The sequence below is a fragment of the Streptomyces sp. NPDC091281 genome, assembly GCF_044757425.1.
Lineage (GTDB): Bacteria > Actinomycetota > Actinomycetes > Streptomycetales > Streptomycetaceae > Streptomyces.
Window position 1 is genome coordinate 1 of the sequence record NZ_JBIVUY010000012.1, and the last position, 22,712, is coordinate 22,712.

Annotated in this window: 22 protein-coding genes; 12 read left to right on the plus strand and 10 right to left on the minus strand. The window is 75.4% G+C overall.

Annotated features, from left to right (window positions below; genetic code table 11):
• Positions 1–223: 223 nt before the first annotated feature.
• A complete protein-coding gene (locus tag ACIQPQ_RS27455) occupies positions 224–1,444 on the minus strand; it encodes a DUF6745 domain-containing protein (RefSeq protein WP_401308657.1) in 1,221 nt (406 codons plus the stop codon).
• A 100-nt stretch (positions 1,445–1,544) separates the two neighbouring features.
• Positions 1,545–1,871 carry a hypothetical protein gene (locus tag ACIQPQ_RS27460; RefSeq protein ID WP_401308660.1) on the minus strand — a complete coding sequence of 109 codons (327 nt, stop codon included), beginning with the start codon at positions 1,869–1,871 and terminating at the stop codon, positions 1,545–1,547.
• A 191-nt stretch (positions 1,872–2,062) separates the two neighbouring features.
• Between ACIQPQ_RS27460 and ACIQPQ_RS27465 the strand changes: the two genes are divergently transcribed.
• The 6 genes from ACIQPQ_RS27465 to ACIQPQ_RS27490 all read left to right on the plus strand — a co-directional run bounded on the left by ACIQPQ_RS27465 (position 2,063) and on the right by ACIQPQ_RS27490 (position 9,228).
• Complete coding sequence (locus ACIQPQ_RS27465; protein WP_401308663.1) at positions 2,063–3,022, plus strand: STM4015 family protein; 960 nt, start codon at positions 2,063–2,065, stop codon at positions 3,020–3,022.
• Positions 3,019–4,152: an STM4014 family protein gene (locus ACIQPQ_RS27470; protein WP_401308665.1), complete on the plus strand. Its 1,134-nt coding sequence runs from the start codon at positions 3,019–3,021 to the stop codon at positions 4,150–4,152. The genes ACIQPQ_RS27465 and ACIQPQ_RS27470 overlap by 4 nt, the downstream gene beginning before the upstream one ends.
• Positions 4,153–4,331: 179 nt before the next feature.
• Positions 4,332–5,210, plus strand: a complete 879-nt coding sequence (locus ACIQPQ_RS27475; protein WP_401309284.1) for an STM4013/SEN3800 family hydrolase — start codon at positions 4,332–4,334, stop codon at positions 5,208–5,210.
• Positions 5,207–6,679: an STM4012 family radical SAM protein gene (locus ACIQPQ_RS27480; protein WP_401308668.1), complete on the plus strand. Its 1,473-nt coding sequence runs from the start codon at positions 5,207–5,209 to the stop codon at positions 6,677–6,679. The genes ACIQPQ_RS27475 and ACIQPQ_RS27480 overlap by 4 nt, the downstream gene beginning before the upstream one ends.
• A gap of 7 nt (positions 6,680–6,686) precedes the next feature.
• A complete protein-coding gene (locus ACIQPQ_RS27485; protein WP_401308671.1) occupies positions 6,687–7,625 on the plus strand; it encodes an STM4011 family radical SAM protein in 939 nt (312 codons plus the stop codon).
• Positions 7,626–7,653: 28 nt separating this feature from the next.
• Positions 7,654–9,228, plus strand: coding sequence for a CHAD domain-containing protein (locus tag ACIQPQ_RS27490; RefSeq protein WP_401308674.1), 1,575 nt, complete (start codon positions 7,654–7,656; stop codon positions 9,226–9,228).
• 24 nt (positions 9,229–9,252) lie between these two features.
• On the opposite strand, the gene ACIQPQ_RS27495 is transcribed toward ACIQPQ_RS27490, so the two are convergent.
• From ACIQPQ_RS27495 to ACIQPQ_RS27510, 4 genes are all read right to left on the minus strand, one after another.
• Positions 9,253–11,325, minus strand: a complete 2,073-nt coding sequence (locus ACIQPQ_RS27495; protein WP_401308677.1) for a beta-galactosidase — start codon at positions 11,323–11,325, stop codon at positions 9,253–9,255.
• Between the two features lie 127 nt (positions 11,326–11,452).
• On the minus strand, positions 11,453–12,817 hold the full coding sequence (locus ACIQPQ_RS27500) for an ABC transporter substrate-binding protein (RefSeq protein WP_401308679.1): 1,365 nt from the start codon (positions 12,815–12,817) through the stop codon (positions 11,453–11,455).
• A 115-nt stretch (positions 12,818–12,932) separates the two neighbouring features.
• Positions 12,933–13,886 (minus strand): carbohydrate ABC transporter permease, encoded by a 954-nt coding sequence (locus ACIQPQ_RS27505; RefSeq protein ID WP_401308682.1) that lies wholly within the window; start codon positions 13,884–13,886, stop codon positions 12,933–12,935.
• A 4-nt stretch (positions 13,887–13,890) separates the two neighbouring features.
• Entirely contained in the window at positions 13,891–14,817 is a 927-nt protein-coding gene (locus tag ACIQPQ_RS27510; RefSeq protein WP_401308684.1) for a carbohydrate ABC transporter permease, read from the minus strand.
• 416 nt (positions 14,818–15,233) lie between these two features.
• Between ACIQPQ_RS27510 and ACIQPQ_RS27515 the strand changes: the two genes are divergently transcribed.
• On the plus strand, positions 15,234–16,244 hold the full coding sequence (locus ACIQPQ_RS27515; protein WP_401309286.1) for a LacI family DNA-binding transcriptional regulator: 1,011 nt from the start codon (positions 15,234–15,236) through the stop codon (positions 16,242–16,244).
• Positions 16,245–16,257: 13 nt separating this feature from the next.
• Here ACIQPQ_RS27515 and ACIQPQ_RS27520 read toward each other — a convergent pair whose 3' ends face one another.
• Positions 16,258–16,995, minus strand: coding sequence for a lysophospholipid acyltransferase family protein (locus ACIQPQ_RS27520; RefSeq protein WP_401308686.1), 738 nt, complete (start codon positions 16,993–16,995; stop codon positions 16,258–16,260).
• A gap of 231 nt (positions 16,996–17,226) precedes the next feature.
• On the opposite strand from ACIQPQ_RS27520, the gene ACIQPQ_RS27525 reads away from it, so the two are divergent.
• The 5 genes from ACIQPQ_RS27525 (at position 17,227) to pgm (ending at position 20,836) form a co-directional block, all read left to right on the plus strand.
• A complete protein-coding gene (locus tag ACIQPQ_RS27525) occupies positions 17,227–17,403 on the plus strand; it encodes a hypothetical protein (RefSeq protein ID WP_383775474.1) in 177 nt (58 codons plus the stop codon).
• Positions 17,404–17,454: 51 nt separating this feature from the next.
• The gene (locus ACIQPQ_RS27530; protein WP_401308689.1) at positions 17,455–17,772 is read left to right on the plus strand and encodes a hypothetical protein; all 318 of its coding nucleotides are present in this window, start codon (positions 17,455–17,457) and stop codon (positions 17,770–17,772) included.
• An 83-nt stretch (positions 17,773–17,855) separates the two neighbouring features.
• Entirely contained in the window at positions 17,856–18,203 is a 348-nt protein-coding gene (locus tag ACIQPQ_RS27535; protein WP_383775468.1) for a PRC-barrel domain containing protein, read from the plus strand.
• A 76-nt stretch (positions 18,204–18,279) separates the two neighbouring features.
• On the plus strand, positions 18,280–19,086 hold the full coding sequence (locus tag ACIQPQ_RS27540) for an adenosylcobinamide amidohydrolase (protein ID WP_401308692.1): 807 nt from the start codon (positions 18,280–18,282) through the stop codon (positions 19,084–19,086).
• Between the two features lie 109 nt (positions 19,087–19,195).
• A complete protein-coding gene (gene pgm, locus ACIQPQ_RS27545) occupies positions 19,196–20,836 on the plus strand; it encodes a phosphoglucomutase (alpha-D-glucose-1,6-bisphosphate-dependent) (RefSeq protein ID WP_401308695.1) in 1,641 nt (546 codons plus the stop codon).
• A 56-nt stretch (positions 20,837–20,892) separates the two neighbouring features.
• Here pgm and ACIQPQ_RS27550 read toward each other — a convergent pair whose 3' ends face one another.
• The 3 genes from ACIQPQ_RS27550 to ACIQPQ_RS27560 are packed head-to-tail and all read right to left on the minus strand — an operon-like array spanning position 20,893 to position 22,630.
• On the minus strand, positions 20,893–21,201 hold the full coding sequence (locus ACIQPQ_RS27550; protein ID WP_401309289.1) for a DUF6510 family protein: 309 nt from the start codon (positions 21,199–21,201) through the stop codon (positions 20,893–20,895).
• A 35-nt stretch (positions 21,202–21,236) separates the two neighbouring features.
• Positions 21,237–21,950: a ferredoxin reductase gene (locus ACIQPQ_RS27555; RefSeq protein ID WP_401308698.1), complete on the minus strand. Its 714-nt coding sequence runs from the start codon at positions 21,948–21,950 to the stop codon at positions 21,237–21,239.
• A gap of 2 nt (positions 21,951–21,952) precedes the next feature.
• A complete protein-coding gene (locus tag ACIQPQ_RS27560; RefSeq protein ID WP_401308701.1) occupies positions 21,953–22,630 on the minus strand; it encodes a molybdopterin-dependent oxidoreductase in 678 nt (225 codons plus the stop codon).
• Positions 22,631–22,712 lie beyond the last annotated feature (82 nt).

Here is a 22,712-nt window from a genome sequence, read left to right on the forward strand (position 1 = left end):
GGGGGGGGGGGGGGGCGCGGGGGGGGGGGGGGGGGGGGGGGGGGGGGGGGGGGGGGGGGGTGGGGGGGGGGGGGGGGGGGGGGTGGTGGGGGGGGGGGGGGGGGGGGGGGGGGGGGGGGGGGCCCCCCCGCCCCCCCGCCCGGCACGTCCCGCCCCGTATCGCCCCGCCCCCGTTTCGCCCTGTGCCGTGTCTCCCCGCGCCCCGGCGGGTTCCGGCCGCCGCTCAGGTCTCCCGGACCGGCACGTATCCGTCCTCCGGTACGCCGAAGGTCCACGCCACGCCCTCCCGCGCGGTCCGGGTGGTCGGCGGCACCCGCAGCCAGTAGGTGCGGTGCGTGCCGTCCGGCTCCGGCGTGGAGTTGACGACCTCGACCATCACCACCGGCTCGTCGGCGGCCAGATCGATCCGCCAGAGCACGCCGGTCTCGTCCCGGTGCAGCGGGCGGGCGCCCGAGTCGGCGAGGTAGCGGTCGTAGCCGTAGAACTCCAGCATCACGCGGCGCAGTTCGGCGTTCTCCTCGGCGCGCACCCGCTCCGGGGTGAGCGTGGCCAGCTCGGCGAGGAACGCCGCCGGGACGGGCATGCCGCGCCAGGCGTACAGGGCGAAGCCGTCCGGGTAGGCCAGCGCGGGGCCGTCGCCCCGGTCCAGGCGGCCCGCCTCGTCGCGGTGCAGGGCGACGGGCCGCTCGCAGACCACGGCGACCCGCGCGAACGGCCACCACCAGCCCGCGGCGCGGCACACCGCCGCCAGCCCGTCGAGGGGTTCCCGGTCGGTGGGGAACGCGGCGAGCCACGGCGCGTCGTGCTGCCCCAGCACGGCGTCGAGGAGCAGCAGCCGGATCTCGGCCTCCCGGGCGCGCCGGGCCCGGTCGCCGCGCGGGGCGGGCCCGGCCGGTCCGGGGCGCCGGAACCGGCGCCGCCGCGGCTCCTCGGTCTCCTCGGGCACCGCGTCCTCGGCGGTCAGGTCCTCCAGCACCCCGGCGCGGATGCGTTCGACCAGCGTGTGGGTGGACTCCCACAGCCGCCCGCCCGTCGACGCCCAGTGCGCGGACCAGCCCGCCGCCCCCAACTCCTCGTGCGCCCGCGCCCGTTCGCGGGCCCAGGGCGCGGTGCGGACCGTCTCGCGGACGCTCGGGCCGCGTTCGGCCGCGTCCAGCGCGCGGATCAGCGTGACCGCCTCGCGCGGCGAGCCCGCCCACAGCACCCGCGCGGGCTCCGGGAGCCCCGCCCGGCGGTACGCCAGGCGCACCCCGTCCTCGGCGGCGGCCCGCTCGGCCGGTCCGGTCGCCGTCGCGTGCGCCCGCCAGACGGCCCACGCCTCTCCGTCCACGGGCCCTGGCCCGGCCCCGGCCGCCCCGACCACCGCCGCCCCGGCCTCCGTCGCCTCCGCCACCGCGTCCACCGTGTGCGTCCCGTCCACCGTCGTCGTCCCCTGTTCCGTCATCCTCGTCCCCACCTCACCCGGTCCCCGTCGCTCACTCGCGTCCGTGGCCGACAGCCCGTGTTCACCAGCCCGTAGCACCGGCCCGCGGCCGACGGGCCGCTCAGTCGGCCACGATCCGCACGGACCCCGGCACGTACTCCCGCTGCCGGATCACCCGGAACCAGCCCTTGGGCAGGGCGATCGCCGCGTGCTCCTCGTGCACCACCCGGCCGCCCTGCGGCAGATGCAGCAGCAGCGGACCGAACGGCCCCGGTTCCCGCACCAGTTCACCCGGTCCCACCACCGCGTGGGCGTGCCCAGTGACCTCGCCCAGCGCCAGCACCAGCCGCCCCCGCGCGTCCCGCGCCTCCCTCGGCGCGGCGGCCACGTGCGCGGGCACCGACTCCTCGGCCACCGCCACGATCAGCACGTCTCCCTGCCGGTACACGGCAGCCTCCCTCCCGCCGGGTGCGCCGCGCACCGGGCTCATGACGACGACCGTAGGGGCACCCACTGACAACGCCCCCCGGACGGCCGTCGTCCACAGCCTCGTGCCGCCCCGCCACCCCCGTTGTCACCGGCGATTGGTACAACTGCGTCACCACGGAACACTCTCTCTTCCCGCACAGGAGCAGCCGTATGACCATCGGTGACCACCTGCACGACCTGTACCGGCTGCCCGCCCACACCTTCCCGGGCCCCGCCGCGAAGTCCGCCGTCCTGCCCGAGGCGGACGCCGTCGCCTGGCGCGTCACCAGCGACGTCTACGACGCCGACGAGGACTGGACGGCCGCGTTCGCCCGCTTCTGCGACACCGTCGACACCACCCGCGTCCGCGCCCTGATCGTCGGCGCCTGGCAGGAGGCGTACGACACCGACCCGGGCAGCGTCGTCGAGGCGCTCGTCGCGGCCCGCGACCGCTTCCCGGCGCTGCGCGCCCTGTTCATCGGGGACATGGTCTCCGAGGAGTGCGAGATCTCCTGGATCAACCAGTCCGACGTGACCCCCCTCCTGGGCGCCTACCCGGCGCTGGAGGAGCTGGGGGTGCGCGGCGGGTCCGGGCTGCGCTTCCCGGCGGTCCGGCACGCGGCGCTGCGCTGGCTCGTCATCGAGGCGGGCGGACTGCCCGCCGAGGTGGTGCGCGGCGTCGGCGCCAGCGACCTGCCCGCGCTGGAACTCCTCGAACTGTGGCTGGGCACCCCCGACTACGGCGGCGACAGCGAGGTCTCCGACCTGGAGCCCCTGCTGTCCGGCGCCCGCCTGCCGCGCCTGCGCCACCTGGGCCTGCGCAACAGCGAGATGCAGGACGCGGTCGCCACCGCCGTCGCCGCCGCGCCCGTCGTGGCCCGGCTGGAGGTGCTGGACCTCTCGCTGGGCATCCTCACCGACGACGGCGCCGCCGCGCTGCTCGCCGGGCAGCCCCTGACCCACCTCAAGCACCTCGACCTGCGCCACAACTACGTGAGCGAGCCGGTCCAGGAGCGCATCCGGCAGACCATCGAGACGGCGGGCGTCAAGGTCGACCTCGACCGCGACGACGCGGAGGAGGACGAGGAGGACGACGGCACCGTCTGGCGGTACGTCGCCGTGGGCGAATGACGGCACCGGACCGCCCGACGGCAGCCGACCGCCCCGGCCCCCGGTTCGCGGTGGTCGGCAACCCCGGCAACCGCCGGGTCGCCCTCTTCGGGGACGCGGTGCGCGCGGCGGGCCTGCCCGGCCCGCGCACCGTCGCCTGGGCGGACGTCCTGCGGTCGGGCGGCGCCGGCTTCGCCGCCGACGAGATCGTCCGGATCGACTCCCCGGGCGAGGACACCGAGGTGGACCGGCTGCTGCGCGGCACCGACGACCCCACCCGCGTGGAGGGCTCGGCCCGCTGGTACGCCGGGTTCACCGCCGCGCTGCGCTCCCTGCGCGGGGGCGTCCGCCTCGACGACGTCGACGACCTCGCCGTCCTGTTCGACAAGCGGCGCTGCCACGGCGTCCTGCGCGCGGCGGGCGTCCCCGTCCCGGCGTCCCCCACCTCGGGGCCGGACGCCGTACCGGTGGGCGGCTGGGACGACGTACGGGCGCTGACGCGGGAGCACCGCATGCCGCGCCTGTTCGTCAAGCTCGCGCACGGCTCGTCCGCGTCCGGGGTGCTGGCCGTGGAGACCGGCGGAGGGGGCCGGGTCCGGGCCACCACCTCGGTGGAACGGGCCGCCGACGGCCGCCTCTTCAACTCGCTGAGGGTGCGGCGCTACGAGGACGAGCGGGAGATCGCGGCGATCGTCGACGCGCTCGCCCCGGACGGGCTGCACCTGGAGCGCTGGCTGCCGAAGGCCTCCCAGGCGGGCCGCGCCGCCGACCTGCGGGTCGTCGTCGTGGCCGGGCGCGCCACGCACGCCGTGGTCCGCACCAGCCGCTCGCCCCTGACCAACCTCCATCTCGGCGGCAGCCGGGGGGACCTCGACGCCGCCCGGCGGTCCGTCGAGGCGGCGGGGGCGCGCTGGGCCGACCTGCTCGGCGTGTGCGAGCGGGCCGCGGCCTGCTTCCCGCGCACCCTGTGCGTGGGCGTCGACCTGCTGCCCGCCGTCGGCTGGCGCGGCTTCGCGGTGGGGGAGGTCAACGCCTTCGGCGACCTCCTGCCCCGCCTCACCGGCCTGCCCGGCAGCGGAGCCGAGGGGCAGGACACCTACGCCGCGCAGGTCACCGCCGCCCTGCGCCCGGCCCGCCCCCTTCCCACCTGACCGCCGCCCCGGCCGCCCCGGGGCCTGCTGACCGGCCTCGGCCGCGCCGAGCCCTGCCGGCACCACACCGCACCGCCCGCACAGAACAGGACCACCCCGTGCCCGACCCCCAGCGACCGCCCACAGCCGCGGAATCCGGCGGCCCCGACCGCCCGCGCCCCGCCGCCGCGCAGCCCGACATGAACGAGGTCGTCGGCACCGACGACCTCCTCCTCGTCACGCTCGACACCCTCCGGTACGACGTCGCCGTCGAACTGGCCGCCGAGGGCCGCATCCCGCACCTCGCCCGCCATCTCCCCGGCGGCCGGTGGGAGGAGTGCCACGCGCCGGGCAGCTTCACCTACGCCTCCCACCAGGCGATCTTCGCGGGCTTCCTGCCCACCCCGGCCGCGCAGGGCCCGCACCCGCGGCTCTTCGCGGCGCGCTTCGCGGGCAGCGAGTCCACCGCCGACGGCACCTTCGTCCACGACACCCCCGACCTGGTCACCGGACTGGCGAAGGCGGGCTACCACACCGTCTGCGTCGGGGGAGTGGGCTTCTTCAACAAGCAGGGCCCGCTCGGCTCGGTCCTGCCCGGCCTCTTCCACGAGTCGCACTGGAGCCCCGACCTGGGCGTCACCTCGCCGCACTCTTTTGAGCACCAGGTGGCGTGCGCCGAGGAGGCCGTCCGCCGACTGCCGCGCGAGCAGCGGCTGTTCCTCTTCGTGAACGTGTCCGCGCTGCACCAGCCGAACTGGTTCCACCTGCCCGGCGCGACCCGGGAGTCCGGCGACACCCGGGCCAGCCACGCGGCGGCCCTGGAGTACGTCGACCGGCACATCGGCCGCCTCTTCACCGCCGCGAGCAGCCGCCGCCGCTGCTTCGCCGTCGTCTGCTCCGACCACGGCACCGCCTACGGCGACGACGGCTGGACCGGCCACCGCCTCGGCCACCCCTCCGTGTGGACCGTGCCGTACGCCCACTTCTTCCTCGACCCGACCGGGACGGACGGCCCCACCGGCACGGACACCGCCACCGGGACCGCCGACCCCGCCACCGCCGTGGAGGCCGCCCGATGACCACCCCGCCCGCGACCGGCACCCCCCTCACCACGACGCCCCCGACCAGCACACTCCCCATCGGCACACCCCCCACCGGCACACCCCTGACCCTCACCCCCGCGCCCGCCCGCCCCGCGCCCCCGCGGGACGACAGCCCCTACCAGCACTACGTCTACGCCTACCCCCACAAGACCGCCTACCGCGCCCTGCCCGACCGCCCGGCGCTGAGCGCGCTGTGGGCCGGGGAACCCAAGGACGCCCTCTCCCTCTACCTGCACATCCCGTTCTGCGAGGTCCGCTGCGGCTTCTGCAACCTCTTCACCCGCATCGGCGCCCCCGACGGCCTCACCGGCGCCTACCTCGACGCCCTGGAACGCCAGGCCGACGCCGTCCGTGCCGCCCTCGACGGCACCCCCTCCGGCGGGGGAGACAGCGCCTCGGGGGCCGTCCACTTCGCCACGGCGGCCTTCGGCGGCGGCACCCCCACCTTCCTCACCGCCGCCGAACTCGACCGGCTGTGCGACATAGCCGAGCACCGCATGGGCGCCGATCTGCGGGCCGTCCCGCTCTCCGTCGAGGCCTCGCCCGCCACCGCCACCGCCGACCGGCTCGCCGTCCTCGCCGACCGGGGCGCCACCCGGCTCAGCCTCGGCGTGCAGAGCTTCGTCGACACCGAGGCGCGGGCCGCCGTACGCCCGCAGCGCCGCGCCGACGTAGAGGCCGCCCTCGGCCGGGTCCGCGACGCCCGCGTCCCGGTCCTCAACATCGACCTCATCTACGGCATCGACGGCCAGACCGAGGAGACCTGGCGGCACTCCCTCGACGCCGCCCTCGCCTGGCGCCCCGAGGAGCTGTACCTCTACCCGCTGTACGTCCGCCCCCTCACCGGCCTCGGCCGCCGCGGCACCGACGCCGACCCGGCCTGGGACGCGCAGCGGCTGCGCCTGTACCGGGCGGGCCGCGACCACCTCCTCGCCCACGGCTACGTCCAGCAGTCGATGCGCATGTTCCGCCGCGCCGACGCCCCGCCGCAGGGCGCCGACGACTACGCCTGCCAGACCGACGGCATGATCGGCCTCGGCTGCGGCGCCCGCTCCTACACGCGGGGCCTGCACTACTCCTTCGACTACGCCGTCGGCATGCACGAGATCCGCGGCATCATCGACGCCTACGTCACCACCGGCGACTTCTCCCGCGCCGAGCACGGCCACGCCATGGACGAGGACGAGGCGCGCCGACGGCACCTCCTCCAGTCCCTGCTCCAGGCCGAGGGCCTCGACGTCGCGGAGTACCGGGCCCGCTTCGCCGCCGCCCCCGCCGACGACTTCGGCCCCGAACTGGACCGGCTCGCCGCCCTCGGCTGGCTCACGGACACCTCCGACCGGCTCGTCCTCACCCCGGAGGGCCTCGCCCACTCCGACGCCATCGGCCCCCGCCTGTTCTCCCCGGCGGTCCGCGCCGCGATGGCCGCGTACGAGAGGAAGTGACCGCCCCGTGGACCACCCCGCAACCCCCACGGCGACCGCCCCCGCGGACCTGACCGTCCTCTACCGCGGCCCGCTCGCCTCCTGCGACTACGACTGCCCCTACTGCCCGTTCGCCAAGCGGCGCGACACCGGCGACCAACTGCGCGCCGACCGCGCGGCCCTCGCCCGCTTCGCCGACTGGGCGACCGCGCGGACCGACCGCCGCCTCTCCCTGCTGTTCACCCCGTGGGGCGAGGGCCTGGTCCGCTCCTGGTACCGGCGCACCCTCGCCGACCTGTCCCGCCTCCCGCACGTCCGCCGCGTCGCGATCCAGACCAACCTCAGCTGCCGCACCGACTGGCTCGCCGACGCCGACCCGGACACCCTCGCCCTGTGGTGCACCTACCACCCCGGCCAGACCCCCTACGACCGCTTCCTCACCAAGTGCCGCGACCTGGCCGCGCGGGGCGTCCGGTACAGCGTCGGCGTCGTCGGCCTGCCCGAACACCTCGACGCGGCCCGCCGCCTGCGCGCCGACCTCCCCGCGCACGTCTACCTGTGGATCAACGCCGCCGACGGCCACACCTACACCGACGCCGAGGCCGACCTGTGGACCGGCCTCGACCCGCTCTTCCCGTACAGCCGCCACCCGCACACCAGCGGCGGGCTGCCCTGCCGGACCGGGGAGTCGGTGCTCTCCGTGGACGGCGACGGCACCGTCCGCCGCTGCCACTTCGTCCGCACCCCCCTCGGCAACCTCTACGACGGCTCCTACCGCGCCGCGCTCGGCCCCCGCCCCTGCCCCAACGCGGTGTGCGACTGCCACATCGGCTACGTCCACCTGGAGACGCTGCCGCTGTACGACGTCTTCGCGGGCGGCGTCCTCGAACGCGTCCCGGCCGCCGTCCCGCCCGCGCCGGTCGTCAACCTGCCGTTCCCCGTGACCCTCGGTGTCCGGGAGGTTTGATTCCGCCCGGTCTGTCTACTGGACAGGCATGACCGAGTCGACGCGCGAGACCGAACGGAAGTACGAGCTGGCGGCGGCCGGGACGTTCCCCCGTCTGTCCGGCCTGACCGGGGCGGACACCGGGATGTCCCTCGTCGACGCGGGCGTCCGCGAGCTGGACGCGGTCTACCACGACACCGCCGACCTGCGTCTCACCCGGGGCGCCGTCACCCTGCGCCGCCGCACCGGCGGCGCCGACGCGGGCTGGCACCTCAAGCTCCCGCTGGACGGCGACACCCGCGAGGAGATCAGCGCGCCCCTCACCCCCGACACTCCCGCTTCGTCCGGTGACACCGACCCGGTCCCCGACGCCCTGCGCGACCTGGCGCTGTCCCGCACCCGCGGCGCCCGCCTGGAACCGCTGGTCCGGGTCCGCACCCGGCGCGAGGTGCGCGAACTGACCGACGCGCGGGGCGCGCTGCTCGCCGAGCTGACCCTGGACCGGGTCACCGCCGACGCCCTGCGCGGCGACGGCGGCCACGCCGCCTGGACCGAGCTGGAGGTCGAACTGGTCGCCCACGACGCCGGGCCCGCCCTCCTCGACCGCGTCGAGAAGGCCCTCGACGCGGAGGGCCTCACCCGCTCCACGGCCCCCGCCAAGGCGCTCCGCGCCCTCACCGAGACCGGCACGGACCCCGTGACCGAGCCGGAGCCCGACAGCCCGGCGCACGCCGCCCCCGGCACGGCGGGCGCGCCGATCGCCGCCTACCTCGCCGCGCAGACCGCCGCGATCGTCCGCCTCGACCCCGACGTACGGCGCGCTCTGCCCGACTCCGTGCACCGGATGCGGGTCGCCTGCCGGCGCCTCCGCAGCTGCCTGCGCTCCTACCGGACCCTCCTCGACCGCGAGGTCACCGAACCCGTCCGGGCCGAACTGAAATGGCTCGGCGCCGAACTGGGCGCCGAACGCGACCAGGAGGTCCTGGCCGAACGGCTGCGCGCGGGCGTCGACCGCCTCCCGGCCGAACTCGTCCTCGGCCCGGTCACCGCCCGCCTCCAGGCCTGGGACGCCGAGCGCTCCGCCGAGGCCCGCGACCGCAGCCTCGCCGCGCTCGCCTCACCCCGCTACGTCGCCCTCCTGGAGACCCTGCACCGGCTGACCGCCCGCCCGCCGCTGCGCGCCACCGCCGACCGCCCGCCCGGCAAGGCCCTGCCCCGGGAGATCCGCAAGGAGCACCGGCGCCTGGCCGACCGGGTCGCGCACGCCCTGGACACCCCGCCGGGCACGGCCCGCGACACGGCGCTGCACGAGGCCCGCAAGAAGGCCAAGCGCCTGCGCTACGCCGCCGAGGCCGCCCGCCCCGCGCTCGGCAGGCCCGCCCGGCGCCTGGGCAAGCGGGTCAAGGCCGTGCAGCAGGCCCTCGGCGACCACCACGACGGCGTCGTGGCGCGGGAGACCCTTCGCCGCCAGGCGGTCGCCGCCGACGCCGCGGCCGAGTCCGCCTTCACCTGGGGCCTCCTGCACGGCGAGGAACGCTGCCGCGCCGCCGCCCGCGAACGGGACCTGCCCGCCCTGTGGGCCCGCGCCGCCGACCCGGCCCTGCGCAAGGCCCTCAAGGGCTGATCCGGCAGCCGCCGCGCCGCCGGATCACCTCGCGTCGGCGAGCTGCCGCAGGACGGCCACCTCGCGCGGCCCGAGCACGACGGTGCCGTCCGGGCCGCCGGTGCCGACCAGCAGGTCCCCGCGCTGCCCGGTCACCGGCACCGTCCCGTCGGTCCGGTTGACGAGGAACACGAACCGGCCGCCGGGCCCGCGCCGGACGGCCGTCTCGACCCGCCCGCGCGCCGCCTCCGGCAGCTCGCTCCCCACCCCGGCCGGGTCCAGCAGCCGGGGCAGCAGCCGCGTCAGCCCGTCGACGCCGAGCCGCGTCGACACGTACGCCGCGGCACCGCCGCCCGTCGCCCGCCGGGTGACGGCCGGGCGGCCCGCCTGGACTCCGTCGGCGTACCGGACGAGGACTTCCGTCGCGGGATCGGTGACGGTGAGCCGGTCGGTCCACAGCGTGCCCGTGGTCCCGTCGTCCAGGGCGACGCCCTCCCCGGCGGCCAGCGGCCCGAACTCCTCGGCCCGCACCCCCAGCAGCTCCCGCAGCGCCCCCGGATATCCGCCCAGCCACACGTGGTCGTTCTCGTCGACGACACCCGAGAAGTACGTCGTCACGAGGTGCCCGCCCTGCTCCGCGTACCGGGTCAGCTCTTTCGCCAGGGCCGCCGGGACGACGTGCAGCACGGGCGCGATCAGCACCCGGTGGCGGGACAGGTCGGCGCGGGTGGTGACGAGGTCGGCGCGGACCCCGAGGGCGAGCAGCGCCGAGTACCAGTCCAGGGCCTCCTGCCGGTAGTCCAGCAGCGAGGACGGGTGCGAGTCCTGCTCGGCGGCCCACCACGAGTCCCAGTCGTACAGGATGCCGACCGGCGCGGCTTCCCGGTCCGTGCCCGCGACCGGCGCCAGCTCCCGCAGCGTGGTGCCGAGCGCGGTCACCGCGCGGAACAGCTCGCTGTCGGGGCCCGCGTGCGGGACCATCGCCGAGTGGTACTTCTCGGCTCCCGCCGCCGACTGCCGCCACTGGAAGAAGCAGACCGCGTCCGCGCCGTGCGCCACGTGCAGCAGGGAGTCGCGGGCCAGGTCGCCGGGCCGCTTCGCCGCGTTGACCGGCTGCCAGTTGACGGCGCTGGTCGAGTGCTCCATCAGGAACCAGGGCCGCCCGCCCGCGATCCCGCTGACCAGGTTCGCCGAGAACGACAGCTCGTCGCGGTCCTGCGGGCCCGGATGCACGTAGTGGTCGTTGGAGACGAAGTCGATCTCGTCCGCCCACTCCGGGTAGTTCATGCCCCGGGTGCCGCCCATCACCATGAAGTTGGTGGTGACCGGCACGTCCGGGGTGATCTCCCGCAGGATCTCCCGCTCGGCGCGCAGATGGTCGCGCAGCGCGTCGGACGAGAACCGTTTGAAGTCCAGCTGCTGGGTCGGGTTGGGGTGCGAGGCGGCCCGGCGGGGCGGCAGGATCTCCTCCCAGGCGCCGTAGCGCTGCGACCAGAACGCGGTGCCCCAGGCGTGGTTCAGGCCCTCCAGGGTGCCGTAGCGGACCCGCAGCCACTCCCGGAAGGCGCGGGCCGCGTCGTCGGAGTGGTCGTAGACGTTGTGGCAGCCCAGCTCGTTGTTGACATGCCAGGCGGCCAGCACCGGATGGTCGCGGTAGCGCAGCGCCATCTCCCGCACCAGGCGCAGCGCGTGGGCCCGGAAGACGGGCGAGGTGGGCCGCCAGTGCTGGCGGGCGCCGGGCCACAGGGTCGTGCCGTCCGCCGTCACCGGGAGGATCTCCGGGTGGGCGGTGGTCAGCCAGGGCGGCGGGGACGCCGTCGCCGTGGCCAGGTCGACGGCGATGCCGGCCCCGTGCAGCAGGTCCATCACCTCGTCCAGCCAGCCGAAGTCCCACTCCGTCGCGGACGGCTGGAGGCGCGCCCAGGAGAAGATCGCCACGGAGACCAGGGTGACGCCCGCCTCGCGCATCAGCCGGACGTCCTCCTCCCACACCTCCCGCGGCCACTGCTCGGGGTTGTAGTCGGCTCCGTAGACCAGCCGCGGGCCGGGACCCGCGGGGTCGTCCCCGGCGGGGGCACCGTCCGCCCCGCGGCGGCGGAGGTGGAGGGTGGAGATCATGGCGGTCCTTCCGGGGTTCGGGGAGCTGAAGGGGTGCAGGGGAGCGGGGGGAGGGGGAGGGGAGCAGGGGGTGGAGGAGCGGGGTGCCGCGGCGGGGGTGCCGGGGGCGGCGAGGCGGGGCGCGGGGCTACTTCTCGACCGTGAAGCCCTGTTCCTCGGCGTACTTGACGGAGGCGTCCTGCCAGGAGGCGAGGCCGTCCTTCAGCTCGGTGCCGGAGACGTAGGCCTTGCCGACGGTGTCGTTGAAGACGGAGTTGGCGTACTGCTGGAAGGGCAGGTAGGACCAGTCGTCGGCGACGTTCGCGGCGGACTCGGCGAAGATCTTGTTGGCCTCCTGGCCGCCGAAGTAGGCGAACTTGGTGCTCTGGAAGGCGGTGGAGGTGAGGTCGGCGGTGGTGGCGGGGAAGGCGCCCTCCTTGACCCGGGTGGCCACGCCCTCCTGGGCGTTGGCGTACTCCACGAAGGCGTAGGCGAGTTCCTTGTGCTTGCCGAGCGACGGCAGGGTCAGGGAACTGCCGCCGTTCTCGGCGCTCGCCTTCTCGCCCGCCTTCCACACCGGCATGGGGGCCGCGCGCCAGTCGCCCGCGGCGTTCGGCACGCCGGTGACGAAGTTGGCGGGCATCCAGGCGCCGGTGGTGAGGGTGGCGATCGTGCCGTCGCCGAGGCCCTTGTACCAGTCGTCGGTCCAGCCGGGCACGGGGGCGAGGAGCTTCTCGTCGATGAGCTGCTGCCAGGTGTCGGTGTAGGTGCGGGCGCCCGCGTCCCCGAAGTCGACCTTCACCTTCGTGCCGTCGACCCGGTAGGGGCGTGAACCGGCCTGCCACAGCAGGCTGGTGGTGAATCCGGCGTCGCCCGCGTCGTTGGCGATGTACACCTTCGGGTCCGCGCGGTGCAGCGCGCGGGCCGCGTCCACGTACTCGTCCCAGGTGGTCGGGACGGTGATCTTGTACTTGTCGAAGACCTTCTTGTTGTAGAACATCGCCATCGGACCGGAGTCCATCGGCAGGCCGTAGACCGCCTTGCCCTCGGTGACGGCGTTCCACGGGCCGGGCGTGTACTTCGGGGCGAGCTTGTCCGCGCCGAACGGCGCCAGGTCGGTGAGCCCCTTCGTCAGCGCGTACTGGCTGACCGCGAAGTACTCGACCTGCGCGACGTCGGGCACGCCCTTCTCGGCGGAGATCGCGTTGGACAGGGCGGTGTAGTGCTTGTCGCCGGACCGCTCGCCGACCAGGTCGACCTTCACCTTGGGGTACTTCTTCTGGAAGTCCGCGGCGACCGACTTCAGGGTGGGCTCCCAGGCCCACACGGTGACGGTGCCGCCCTTCTCCAGGGCCGCCCGGACGTCGGCGGCGGAGACCGCCTTTCCGGCGGTGCCGTCGTCCGAGCCGCCGCAGGCCGTGGCGCCCAGGACGAGCGCGGTCAGGACGGCGGCGCCGCGCAGCAGACGGCGGGACCTTCTCGGGGCGGGGGTCGCGGGGAACGCAGAGGGCATGACGGTGCTCCACTTCTTCGTGGACGAATGCTTCGTGGACGTGCGGGGGGAGGGGTGGGGTGGTCGTACGAGGGGGAGGGCGCCGGGGCGCGGGGTCCGTGGCCGGACCCGGCCGTCACTCCTTGACGCTCCCGGCGGCGAGGCCCGACCGCCAGTACCGCTGGAGCAGCAGGAACGCGGCGACGAGCGGCAGGATCGTGAGGAGCGAGCCGGTGATGACCAGGTTGAAGACGACGTCCCCGCCGATGGTCTCGGCCTGCGAGTTCCAGACGCTGAGGCCCAGAGTCAGCGGGTACCAGTCGGAGTCCTTCAGCATGATGAGCGGCAGGAAGTAGTTGTTCCAGGTGGCGACCGTGGTGAACAGCAGCACGGTGACGACACCGGGCACGAGCAGCGGCAGGGCCACGGTGAAGAAGGTCCGCGCCTCGCCCGCCCCGTCGATACGGGCCGCCTCCATCAGCTCCGTGGGGATCGCCTCGCTGGCGAAGACCCACATGAGGTAGAGGCCGAACGGCGAGACCAGCGACGGGACGATCACCGCCCACGGGGTGTCGGTGAGGCCCATCCGGCTGAACATCAGGAAGGTCGGCACCGCCAGCGCCGTCCCCGGCACCGCCACCGCGCCGATGACCACCGCGAACACCGCGCGCCGCCCGGGGAAGGCGAACTTCGCCAGCGCGTAGCCGCCGAGCACGGCGAGCAGCGTGGCACCGCCGGCGCCGAGGCCCACGTACAGCAGGGTGTTGAGCAGCCAGCGGGTGAACACCCCGCCGTCGTAGGTGAACGTGTCGTGGATGTTGTCCCAGAGCGCGAACTCCCCGCTGAACCAGAGCCCGTTGGAGTCCGCGAGGCCGTCCTGCGTCTTGGTGGCGTTGATCGCCAGCCAGACCAGCGGCACCAGGGCGTAGGGCGCGACCAGCGCGGTGAGCGCGGTGAGCAGGACGCTGCGGCGGGGCTTCGAGGGCCGGTGCGGACGCGGTGAACGGCCGCGCAGGCGGGGCGGGTTGGCGCCGGACCGGGTGACCGGGGCGGGCACGGCGGGGGAGTCGGTGGTGAGGGGGCCGCTCATCGGGTCACGCTCCCTTGCGCATGCCGCGCAGCTGGACGGCGTAGGCGATCACCATGGTGACGACGCCCATGACGATGGCCACCGTCGCGGAGTAGTTGTGCTGCTGGCCGTTGAAGGACAGCGCGTACGTGTACTGGTTGGGGGTGTAGTCGGTGGTGATGGCGTTGCGGGCCAACGGGCGCAGGATGTTGGGCTCGTTGAAGAGCTGGAAGCTGCCGATGACCGAGAAGATCGTCGCGATGACCAGGGCGCCCCGGATCGCGGGCAGCTTGATCGCGGTGATCACCCGGAGCTGACCGGCGCCGTCGATCTCGGCCGCCTCGTACAGCGCGTGCGGCACGACGCGCAGCGCCGAGTACAGGATCAGCATGTTGTAGCCGACGAACTCCCAGGTCACGATGTTGCCGATGGAGGCCAGGACCAGGTCGGGGGAGAGCGGGTCGGGCAGCGTCAGGCCGAACGCCTCGTTCACGTCGCCCACCAGGCCGTACTTGGTGCCGTACATGAAGCCCCACATCAGGGTGGCGACCACGGCGGGCACCGCGTACGGCAGGAAGACGGTGATCCGGAAGAAGCTCTTCCCGTACAGCCGCCCGCTGTCCAGGGCGAGGGCGACCAGCAGGGCGACGCCGAGCATGACCGGCACCTGGACGGCGAGGAAGAGCGATACCCGGCCGAGCGAGTCCCAGAACCGTTCGTCCGTGAGGGCCTGGCTGTAGTTGTCGAGGCCGACGAAGGCGGTGCCGCCGATCAGCCGGTCCCGGAAGAGGCTCAGGTAGACCGAGTAGGCGATCGGGGCCAGGAAGACCACGGCGAACACGGCCGCGAACGGGCCGAAGAAGCCCCAGCCCGCCCAGGAGCGGCGGTCGCGTCGCCCCGGCGGGCGGGACGGCCGCGGCCCGGTGGCCGCCGGTGGTTGCAGCGTCGTCATGTCGTTCCTCGCTCGCGTCCGGTGCCGGAACCCGCGGTACCGCGCCCGGTGGTGCGCCGTACCGCTCGATGTTTACGCAAACATCCAGCTCCGCAAGGAAGCGGTGGCCTGTTATGTTTACGTAAACATCGCGTGGCGGCATGTCTACACTGCCCCGATGAGCAGGGTCAAGGGTCGGACCGGAAGCCCGTTACGGGCGGCGGCGGCGACAGCCGCGACCGGGACGGGACAGGGAGTGGGGGCGGCACGTGGAGACGGGTGACAGGGTTCCGGCGGGCGGCGGCGGCCCGGCGGAGACGGCCGGGAACGCGGCCCCGCAGCGGTCCGCGACGGCCGACGCGGCGGTGTCGTCGCAGGCGGGAGCCGTGCGGGCGGGCCGTGCGGCGAGCCGTACGCGGGGCCGCCCCACCGCGTCGATGGCGGACGTGGCCCGCCTCGCCGGGGTCTCCTCGCAGACGGTGTCCCGCGTCTCCAACGGCTACGCCGGGGTCACCGAGGAGACACGCCGTCAGGTGCTCGCCGCCATGAAGGAACTCGGCTACCGGCCCAACAGCGCCGCCCGCGCCCTGAAACGCGGCGAGTTCCGCACCATCGGCGTCATCACCTTCTCCCTCTCCACCACCGGAAACGTCCGCACCCTGGAGGCGATCGCCACCTCCGCCGCCGCCGAGGGCTACGCGGTGACCCTGCTGCCGGTGGCCGTCCCCACCCAGGACGAGGTGCGCGGCGCCTTCTCCCGGCTGGAGGAACTCGCCGTCGACGCCGTGATCGTCATCATGGAGGTGCACCTCCTGGACGCGGCGACCGTCGTCCTGCCCCCGCACGTCCAGGTCGTGGTCGTCGACTCCGACGCGGGCGGCCACTACACGGTCGTCGACACCGACCAGTCCAGCGGCACCCGCACCGCCGTCCGCCACCTCCTGGACCTCGGACACCGCACGGTCTGGCACCTGGCGGGCCCCGAGGAGTCCTTCGCCGCCCAGCGCCGCGCCGACGCCTGGCGCGACGCGCTCACCGAGGCCGGACGCCCCGTCCCGCCCCTCGTACGGGGCGACTGGTCGGCGGAGTCCGGCTACCGCGCCGGGCTCGAACTCGCCGCCCGCCCGGACTGCACGGCCGTCTTCGCGGCCAACGACCAGATGGCGCTCGGCCTGCTGCGCGCCCTGCACGGGCACGGGCGGCGCGTACCGCAGGACGTCAGCGTGATCGGGTTCGACGACATCCCCGAGGCCGGTTCCTTCCTGCCCCCGCTGACCACGCTCCACCAGGACTTCGCCGAGGTGGGCCGGCTCTGCGTCCGCGCCGTGCTGCGCAAGGTCCGCGACGAGGCCCCGGAGCCCGGCGTGACCCTCGTCCCGACCCGGCTCGTGACCCGCGAGAGCACCGCCCCGCCGCCCGCCGCGGAGGCCACTCCGCGGCGGGGGTGAGCGCGGGGTCCCGTCAGCGCGACGACCCGCCGGGCGTCGCCCGCCCGTCTCCGCGACCGGCGGGGAGCGCGGCCGGGACCGGCACCGACTCCCGCTCCCGGGCCGCCGGTTCCCCCACGGCACGGGCCGCCGTGCGCCAGGCCACGGTGACCGCGCGGCGGGCGGCGGCCGTCCCGGTGTGCGCCTCCGCGGGCAGCCGCAGCGGGGCGCCGACGTGGACGTGGCAGCGCGGGCGGCGCACCGGCGCGGTCAGCGCCCCCGCCACCTGCTTCGCCGTCGACCCCGAGGAGATGCGCCGGGCACCGACATGACCGACCGGCACCACCAGCGCCCCGGAGACCTGCGCGAGACGGGCCAGCCCGGTACGGAACTCCTCGGGCGGACCGGAGGCCGCGTCCCTGCGGTCGGGCAGGCCGCCCTCCCCGTACAGCAGCACGTGCCGCCCGCCCGCCAGGGCCTCGGCGGCGGCGTCGAGGGCGTACGCGGCCCGCGCCGTGCGGCGGTGCACCGGGATGTGGCCCTCGCGGGCGAGCGCCCGACCGAGCACCGGCACCCGCCACAGCCCCGCGGTCGCCATCACCACCGGCTCCACGCCCAGCCGCCGCAGCGCGGCCAGCACGACCGCCGGGTCGGCCAGGGAGTCGTGGTTGGCGGCGAAGATCGTCCCCGCCTTCAGCCGCATCCGCAGCTCGCTGGTGACGGTGAGGCGACCGAGGGCGGGCGCCAGGACGGAGGCGGCACGAGTGATCACGGCGGATCCCTTCCGGTCGGAGCGGAGCGTGGTGTGGCCCCAGTCTTCCCGGCGCGGTCCGCCCGCGCCTGAGTACGCCTACTCATCCCGAGCCGCAACCTCGTGCGGATCGGGCCGTGTTCACCGCCCGGTCCGGGGCATCCGCACCACTACGAAGCGCACGGACCCGATCGGCGGGACCGGACGCCACCACCGCACCACCGACGCAACACCAACGAAAGGACGGTTCACGTGCTGGCCATCATCGGGGCGGTCGCCTTCTTCATCGCGTTCCTCATCAACGCGGCGGACATATCGACCAACGACACCTTCACGTCCGTCAACATCATGCTGCTCGGACTGACCCTCGTGGCCCTCCACGTCGCCGGGATCGGCGCCGGCTGGGCGGCCCGCGGTCGCAGACGCTGACCTGCGCGCGGATCGTGGGTACGCGGGAGTGACGTCCCAGAAAGGAACGCCATGACGACCTATGTGATCAGTGTCCCCGGTACGTTCACCACCGGGGTCGAGCCGGAGACCCGGAGCCGGATCAGCCGCACGCTGCGTCCGGCGGACCCGCACCGCACGCGGCTGGGCGACCAGGAGGACCTCGACGCCCTGACCCTCAACGACGACGACACCTTCACCATCCGGCTGACCGTCGAGGCGGACAACGCCAAGGAGGCGGAGGCGAGCGCGCGCGGCCTGGCGCACTCGGCCCTTCGCGAGGCCGGACTGGGCGAGGACGCCGCGCCGCTGGGCCCGGCCGCCGTCACCGGCATCGACTCCGGAGCCTGAACGGGCGCGGTCAGGGCGTACGGGCGGGCCGGCGGGCGGACCGACGACGAGAAGAACGGCGAAGCGACAGCAGGGAGGACGACGTGAGCGACTACCGGGGACACCAGATCCCGACCGCGGGGCACACCCCGGACGACGACCTGACCGGATACCGGGTGGACGCCCGGGACGGGCACGCGGGGAAGGTCAGCAAGCACTCCGCCGACCTCGGCCGGGACTTCCTGGTCGTGCACACCGGCCTGCCCGTCCTCGGCAAGGACGTGGTGGTCCGGGCCGACGCCGTCATGGGCGTCGACCACCGGGCGCGCATCGTGCAGCTGTCCCGGACCCGCGACGAGGTCAGGGACTCGCCCGTCTTCGACGTGGAGACCTATCTCGGCGACCCCCGCCACCGGGACCAGCTCGGCGGACGGCACGGCTCCGGACACTGACCCCGGAGCGGGGCACGGCGTGAGGCCACGGAGCGGGACGGCGGGCGGCCGTCCCGCTCCGTAGCATGTACGGGTCATGATCGCCCCCTCCGAGCCGGGAGCCCGCGTGCCGCACCCCGTCCCGCCCCCGACCGGCGGCGCGCCGGCGGCCGCCGACCTCACCCCGGCGACGGTGGAGCTGTTCGAGCGGGCCGAGGACGGCCGGACCCTGCCCGCCCTGCTCTGGCGGGCCGGACCCGGCTGGCGGATGGTGAGCAGCGCCGTCCTCGGCGGCGGACTCGGCGCCCGGCACTGGGTCCTCAACGCCCAGGTGAGCCACGGCTACCGGCGCACCGACCCCGCCGCGCACCTCGCCGAGATCGCCGCCGCGGCCGGGCTGACCGGCGCGGGCGTCGGCCTGCTGACCGCCGCCGACGTCACCGCCCGCGCCCGGACCCGCGACGGCGGGGTGGACGCGGTCGTCACCGCCGGGATCGAGGTGCGCGGCTGGGCCGCCGTACCCGACGCCGGGATGCGGGTGCCCGCGCCCGCCGGCTCCGGCGGCGGGACGCACGTCCCCGGCACCGTGAACGTCCTCGCCGTCGTCCCCGCCGCGCTGAGCGACGCCGCCCTGGTCAACGCGGTCGCCACCGCCGTCGAGGCGAAGGTGCAGGCCCTGGTCGAGGCCGGGCACGACTGCTCGGGCACCCCCACCGACGCCGTGTGCGTGGCCGCGCGGACGCCCCGCCCCGGCGAGGAGACGCACGCCTTCGCGGGCCCCCGCTCCCTGTGGGGCGCCCGGCTCGCGCGGGCCGTCCACCGGGCGGTGCTCACCGCCGCGCCCGCCCGCCCGTCCGGTCCGGACCGCGGCTCCCGGTCCGGGGGTCGCGTTCCCGCGCTCTGAGCGGGAAAGATGGGACGGGAGGGGACAGCCGGCACGGCGAGCGCACCGGCGCCGCACCGGCGGACCGGCCCCGGCCCAGCCACGGATCGATCTTTGCGGAGGAACGACCATGCAGCACGAACGAGCGGGCCGGCCTGCGGGCCCCGAGGACCTCGTCGACGTCGCCCGGCTGGTCACCGCGTACTACGCCCTGCACCCCGACCCCGCCGACCCCGCGCAGCGGGTGGCGTTCGGCACCTCGGGGCACCGCGGCTCCTCCCTGAACACGGCGTTCAACGAGGACCACATCGCCGCGACCAGCCAGGCCATCTGCGAGTACCGCACCGCCCGGGGCACCGACGGCCCGCTCTTCCTGGGCGCCGACAGCCACGCCCTGTCCGAGCCCGCGCGGGTGACCGCGCTGGAGGTGTTCGCCGCCAACGACGTCACCGTCCTGATCGACGCCGCCGACGGCTACACCCCCACCCCGGCCGTGTCGCACGCGATCCTCGCCCACAACCGCGGCCGGACCACGGGCCTCGCGGACGGCGTCGTCGTCACGCCGTCGCACAACCCGCCCGGCGACGGCGGCTTCAAGTACAACCCGCCCAGCGGCGGCCCGGCCGGGTCCGAGGCCACCACCTGGATCCAGGACCGCGCCAACGAGATCATCGCGGCCGGACTCAAGGACGTCCGCCGCGTCCCCTACGCGCGCGCCCTCGCCGCGCCGGGCACCGGCCGCCACGACTTCCTCTCCGCGTACGTCGACGACCTGCCGTCCGTGCTCGACCTGGACGCGATCCGCGCCGCCGGGGTCCGCATCGGCGCCGACCCGCTCGGCGGCGCGTCCGTCGCCTACTGGGGCCGGATCGCCGAGACGCACCGGCTGGACCTGACGGTCGTCAATCCGCTCACCGACCCGACCTGGCGGTTCATGACGCTGGACTGGGACGGCAAGATCCGCATGGACTGCTCCTCGCCGTTCGCGATGGCCTCGCTGATCGGGCAGCGGGACCGGTTCGCGATCGCCACCGGCAACGACGCCGACGCCGACCGGCACGGCATCGTCACCCCGGACGCGGGCCTGATGAACCCCAACCACTACCTGGCCGCCGCCATCGCCTACCTCTACGCGCACCGCGAGCGGTGGCCCGCCGCCACCGGCATCGGCAAGACCCTGGTCTCCTCCTCGATGATCGACCGGGTCGCCGCCGACCTCGGCCGCCGCCTCGTCGAGGTGCCCGTCGGCTTCAAGTGGTTCGTGGACGGCCTGGTCGACGGCTCGCTCGGCTTCGGCGGCGAGGAGTCCGCGGGCGCCTCCTTCCTGCGCCGGGACGGCTCGGTGTGGACCACCGACAAGGACGGCATCATCCTCGCCCTGCTCGCCTCGGAGATCACCGCGGTCACCGGGAGGACGCCGTCGGAGCACTACGCCGGTCTCACCGCCCGCTTCGGCGAGCCCGCCTACGCCCGCATCGACGCGCCCGCGACCCGCGAGGAGAAGGCGCTGCTGGCCAAGCTGTCGCCCGCCCAGGTCACCGCGGACACCCTCGCCGGGGAGCCGGTCACCGGCGTCCTCACCGAGGCGCCCGGCAACGGCGCGGCCATCGGCGGCATCAAGGTCACCACCGAGAGCGCCTGGTTCGCCGCCCGGCCCTCGGGCACCGAGGACGTCTACAAGATCTACGCCGAGTCCTTCCAGGGCCCCGACCACCTCAGCCGGGTCCAGGAGGAGGCGCGCGGCGTCGTCGCGGCGGCCCTCGCGGGCTGACCCGCGCGGGCGGCCGGGCACGCCCCGGTCGCCCGCGCGGGTCCGTGCGGGTCCGCTCAGGCGGTGGTGAAGCGGAACGCCCCGCCGCCCCCGCCGAGCGACAGCCACACGTGCCGGTCCTCGCGCACCAGGCGCAGCGCCACGTGCGCGCAGCCGGGGCAGCGGGCCGTGAGGCCGGGACCGGGGCCGTAGACGTGCAGTTCGGCCAGCGGGCCCGAGCGGGCGCACTCCGGGCAGCGCCACCACGCGGCGGTCGGTTCCACCGCGAGGATCTCCGAGAGCGGCCCGGCGAGCGCGTTGCCGTCGAGGTGGCCCAGGGGAGCGGGACCGCCGTCACGGCCGGGGCGGGGAGCGGGGTCGGGCAGGGACACGGGGGCCTCCAGGGGTCGGGACGGGCGGGTCAGCCGAAGCGTTCGGTGCGGACGGCCGCCGGGTCGTGGTCCAGCCCCGTCAGCAGGTCGCCGACCGTCTCCACGAAGCCGGTCGGCCCGCAGACGTACACCGGACCGCCGGGGCCGAGCCCGGACACGGCCCGCGCGAGGTCGTCCGCCATGACCCGCCCCGCCGGACGGGACGTGCCCGGCGGCGCGGCGCGCGTGTAGAGGAGGCGCACGTCGAGGCCGGGCGCCGGTGCCGACAGCAGCTCCTCGCGGTACCAGACGTCGGCGGCGGCCCGTACGGAGTACAGCAGCCGCAGGGTGTCGGCGCCGGGGGCCCGCCGGTGAGCCCGCACCATCGCGGCCAGCGGGACGACCCCGGAGCCCCCGCCCACCAGCAGCACCGGCCCGCTCCCGCCCGGCCGCCACACGAACCAGTTGCCGAGCGGCCCGCGCACCTCCACGCGCGCGTCGAGCGGCAGGTCGTCGGCGAGATACGGCGACACCTCCCCGTCGGGCACGGCCCGCACCCCCAGTTCCAGCCGTGCGCCGTCGGCGGGCGCGGCCAGGGAGTAGCTGCGGACGGCCTGGTAGCCGTCGTCGGCGGTGAGCCGCACGTCCACGTGCTGGCCGGGCAGATGGCCGGGCCAGCCGGGGACCTCGAAGACGAGGGTGCGGGCCGTGGCGTTCTGCGGGCGGCGCTCCACCAGCCGCGCCGGACGCCAGACGAGGGCCACGCTCAGTCGCCCCGCACGCGCTGCTCACGCCACGGGTCGCCGTAGTCGTGGTAGCCGACGCTCTCCCAGAAGCCGGGCTCGTCGCGCAGGCCGAGGCGCAGGCCCCTCACCCATTTGGCCGACTTCCAGAAGTACAGGTGCGGCACCAGCAGCCGGGCCGGGCCGCCGTGCTCCGGCGACAGCGCGAAACCGTCGTAGGTGTGGACGAGCCAGGCCTTCCCGCCGCGCAGGTCCGCCAGCGGGAGGTTGGTGGTGTAGCCGCCGTAGCTGCTCACCACGGCGTGGGTGGCCGCCGTGTCGACGTCGGCGAGGAACACGTCCAGGGGCACCCCGCGCCAGCGGGTGCCGAACTTCGACCAGCGGGTCACGCAGTGGATGTCCCGCACGGTGTCCTCCTGCGGGAGCGCCATCGTCTGCGCCCAGGTCCAGGTGTGCGCGGCGCCCGTCTCCGTGGTCACGGTGAACTGCCAGGCGTCGGGGTCGATCCTCGGGGTGGGGCCCGCCGACAGGACGGGGAACGACTCGGTGGGGTACTGGCCGGGCGGCAGCCGGTCGGCGACCTGCCGGGCCCGGCCCCGGAAGCCGGGGGAGAAGCCGGACGGGGCGGCTCCGCCGGACGGGGGACCGGCGGGGCCGCCGGGCGAGGGGCCCGTGGGGGAGCGGTCTGCGGGGGCGTTCATGGGCGTCATCTCCTGGACGCGTCGGCCGGGAGCGGGCGGGGTGCCCCGGTGTTCCCGTACGGACCGGCCCGTGTTCCGCTCA

Excerpts from the sequence above, each read along its gene's own strand:
- ACIQPQ_RS27455 (WP_401308657.1), bottom strand. The coding sequence starts at position 1,444 with ATGACGGAACAGGGGACGACGACGGTGGACGGGACGCACACGGTGGAC.
- ACIQPQ_RS27465 (WP_401308663.1), top strand. The coding sequence starts at position 2,063 with ATGACCATCGGTGACCACCTGCACGACCTGTACCGGCTGCCCGCCCAC.
- ACIQPQ_RS27470 (WP_401308665.1), top strand. The coding sequence starts at position 3,019 with ATGACGGCACCGGACCGCCCGACGGCAGCCGACCGCCCCGGCCCCCGG.
- ACIQPQ_RS27475 (WP_401309284.1), top strand. The coding sequence starts at position 4,332 with ATGAACGAGGTCGTCGGCACCGACGACCTCCTCCTCGTCACGCTCGAC.
- ACIQPQ_RS27480 (WP_401308668.1), top strand. The coding sequence starts at position 5,207 with ATGACCACCCCGCCCGCGACCGGCACCCCCCTCACCACGACGCCCCCG.
- ACIQPQ_RS27490 (WP_401308674.1), top strand. The coding sequence starts at position 7,654 with ATGACCGAGTCGACGCGCGAGACCGAACGGAAGTACGAGCTGGCGGCG.
- ACIQPQ_RS27495 (WP_401308677.1), bottom strand. The coding sequence starts at position 11,325 with ATGATCTCCACCCTCCACCTCCGCCGCCGCGGGGCGGACGGTGCCCCC.
- ACIQPQ_RS27500 (WP_401308679.1), bottom strand. The coding sequence starts at position 12,817 with ATGCCCTCTGCGTTCCCCGCGACCCCCGCCCCGAGAAGGTCCCGCCGT.
- ACIQPQ_RS27505 (WP_401308682.1), bottom strand. The coding sequence starts at position 13,886 with ATGAGCGGCCCCCTCACCACCGACTCCCCCGCCGTGCCCGCCCCGGTC.
- ACIQPQ_RS27510 (WP_401308684.1), bottom strand. The coding sequence starts at position 14,817 with ATGACGACGCTGCAACCACCGGCGGCCACCGGGCCGCGGCCGTCCCGC.
- ACIQPQ_RS27515 (WP_401309286.1), top strand. The coding sequence starts at position 15,234 with ATGGCGGACGTGGCCCGCCTCGCCGGGGTCTCCTCGCAGACGGTGTCC.
- ACIQPQ_RS27530 (WP_401308689.1), top strand. The coding sequence starts at position 17,455 with ATGACGACCTATGTGATCAGTGTCCCCGGTACGTTCACCACCGGGGTC.
- ACIQPQ_RS27540 (WP_401308692.1), top strand. The coding sequence starts at position 18,280 with ATGATCGCCCCCTCCGAGCCGGGAGCCCGCGTGCCGCACCCCGTCCCG.
- pgm (WP_401308695.1), top strand. The coding sequence starts at position 19,196 with ATGCAGCACGAACGAGCGGGCCGGCCTGCGGGCCCCGAGGACCTCGTC.
- ACIQPQ_RS27560 (WP_401308701.1), bottom strand. The coding sequence starts at position 22,630 with ATGAACGCCCCCGCAGACCGCTCCCCCACGGGCCCCTCGCCCGGCGGC.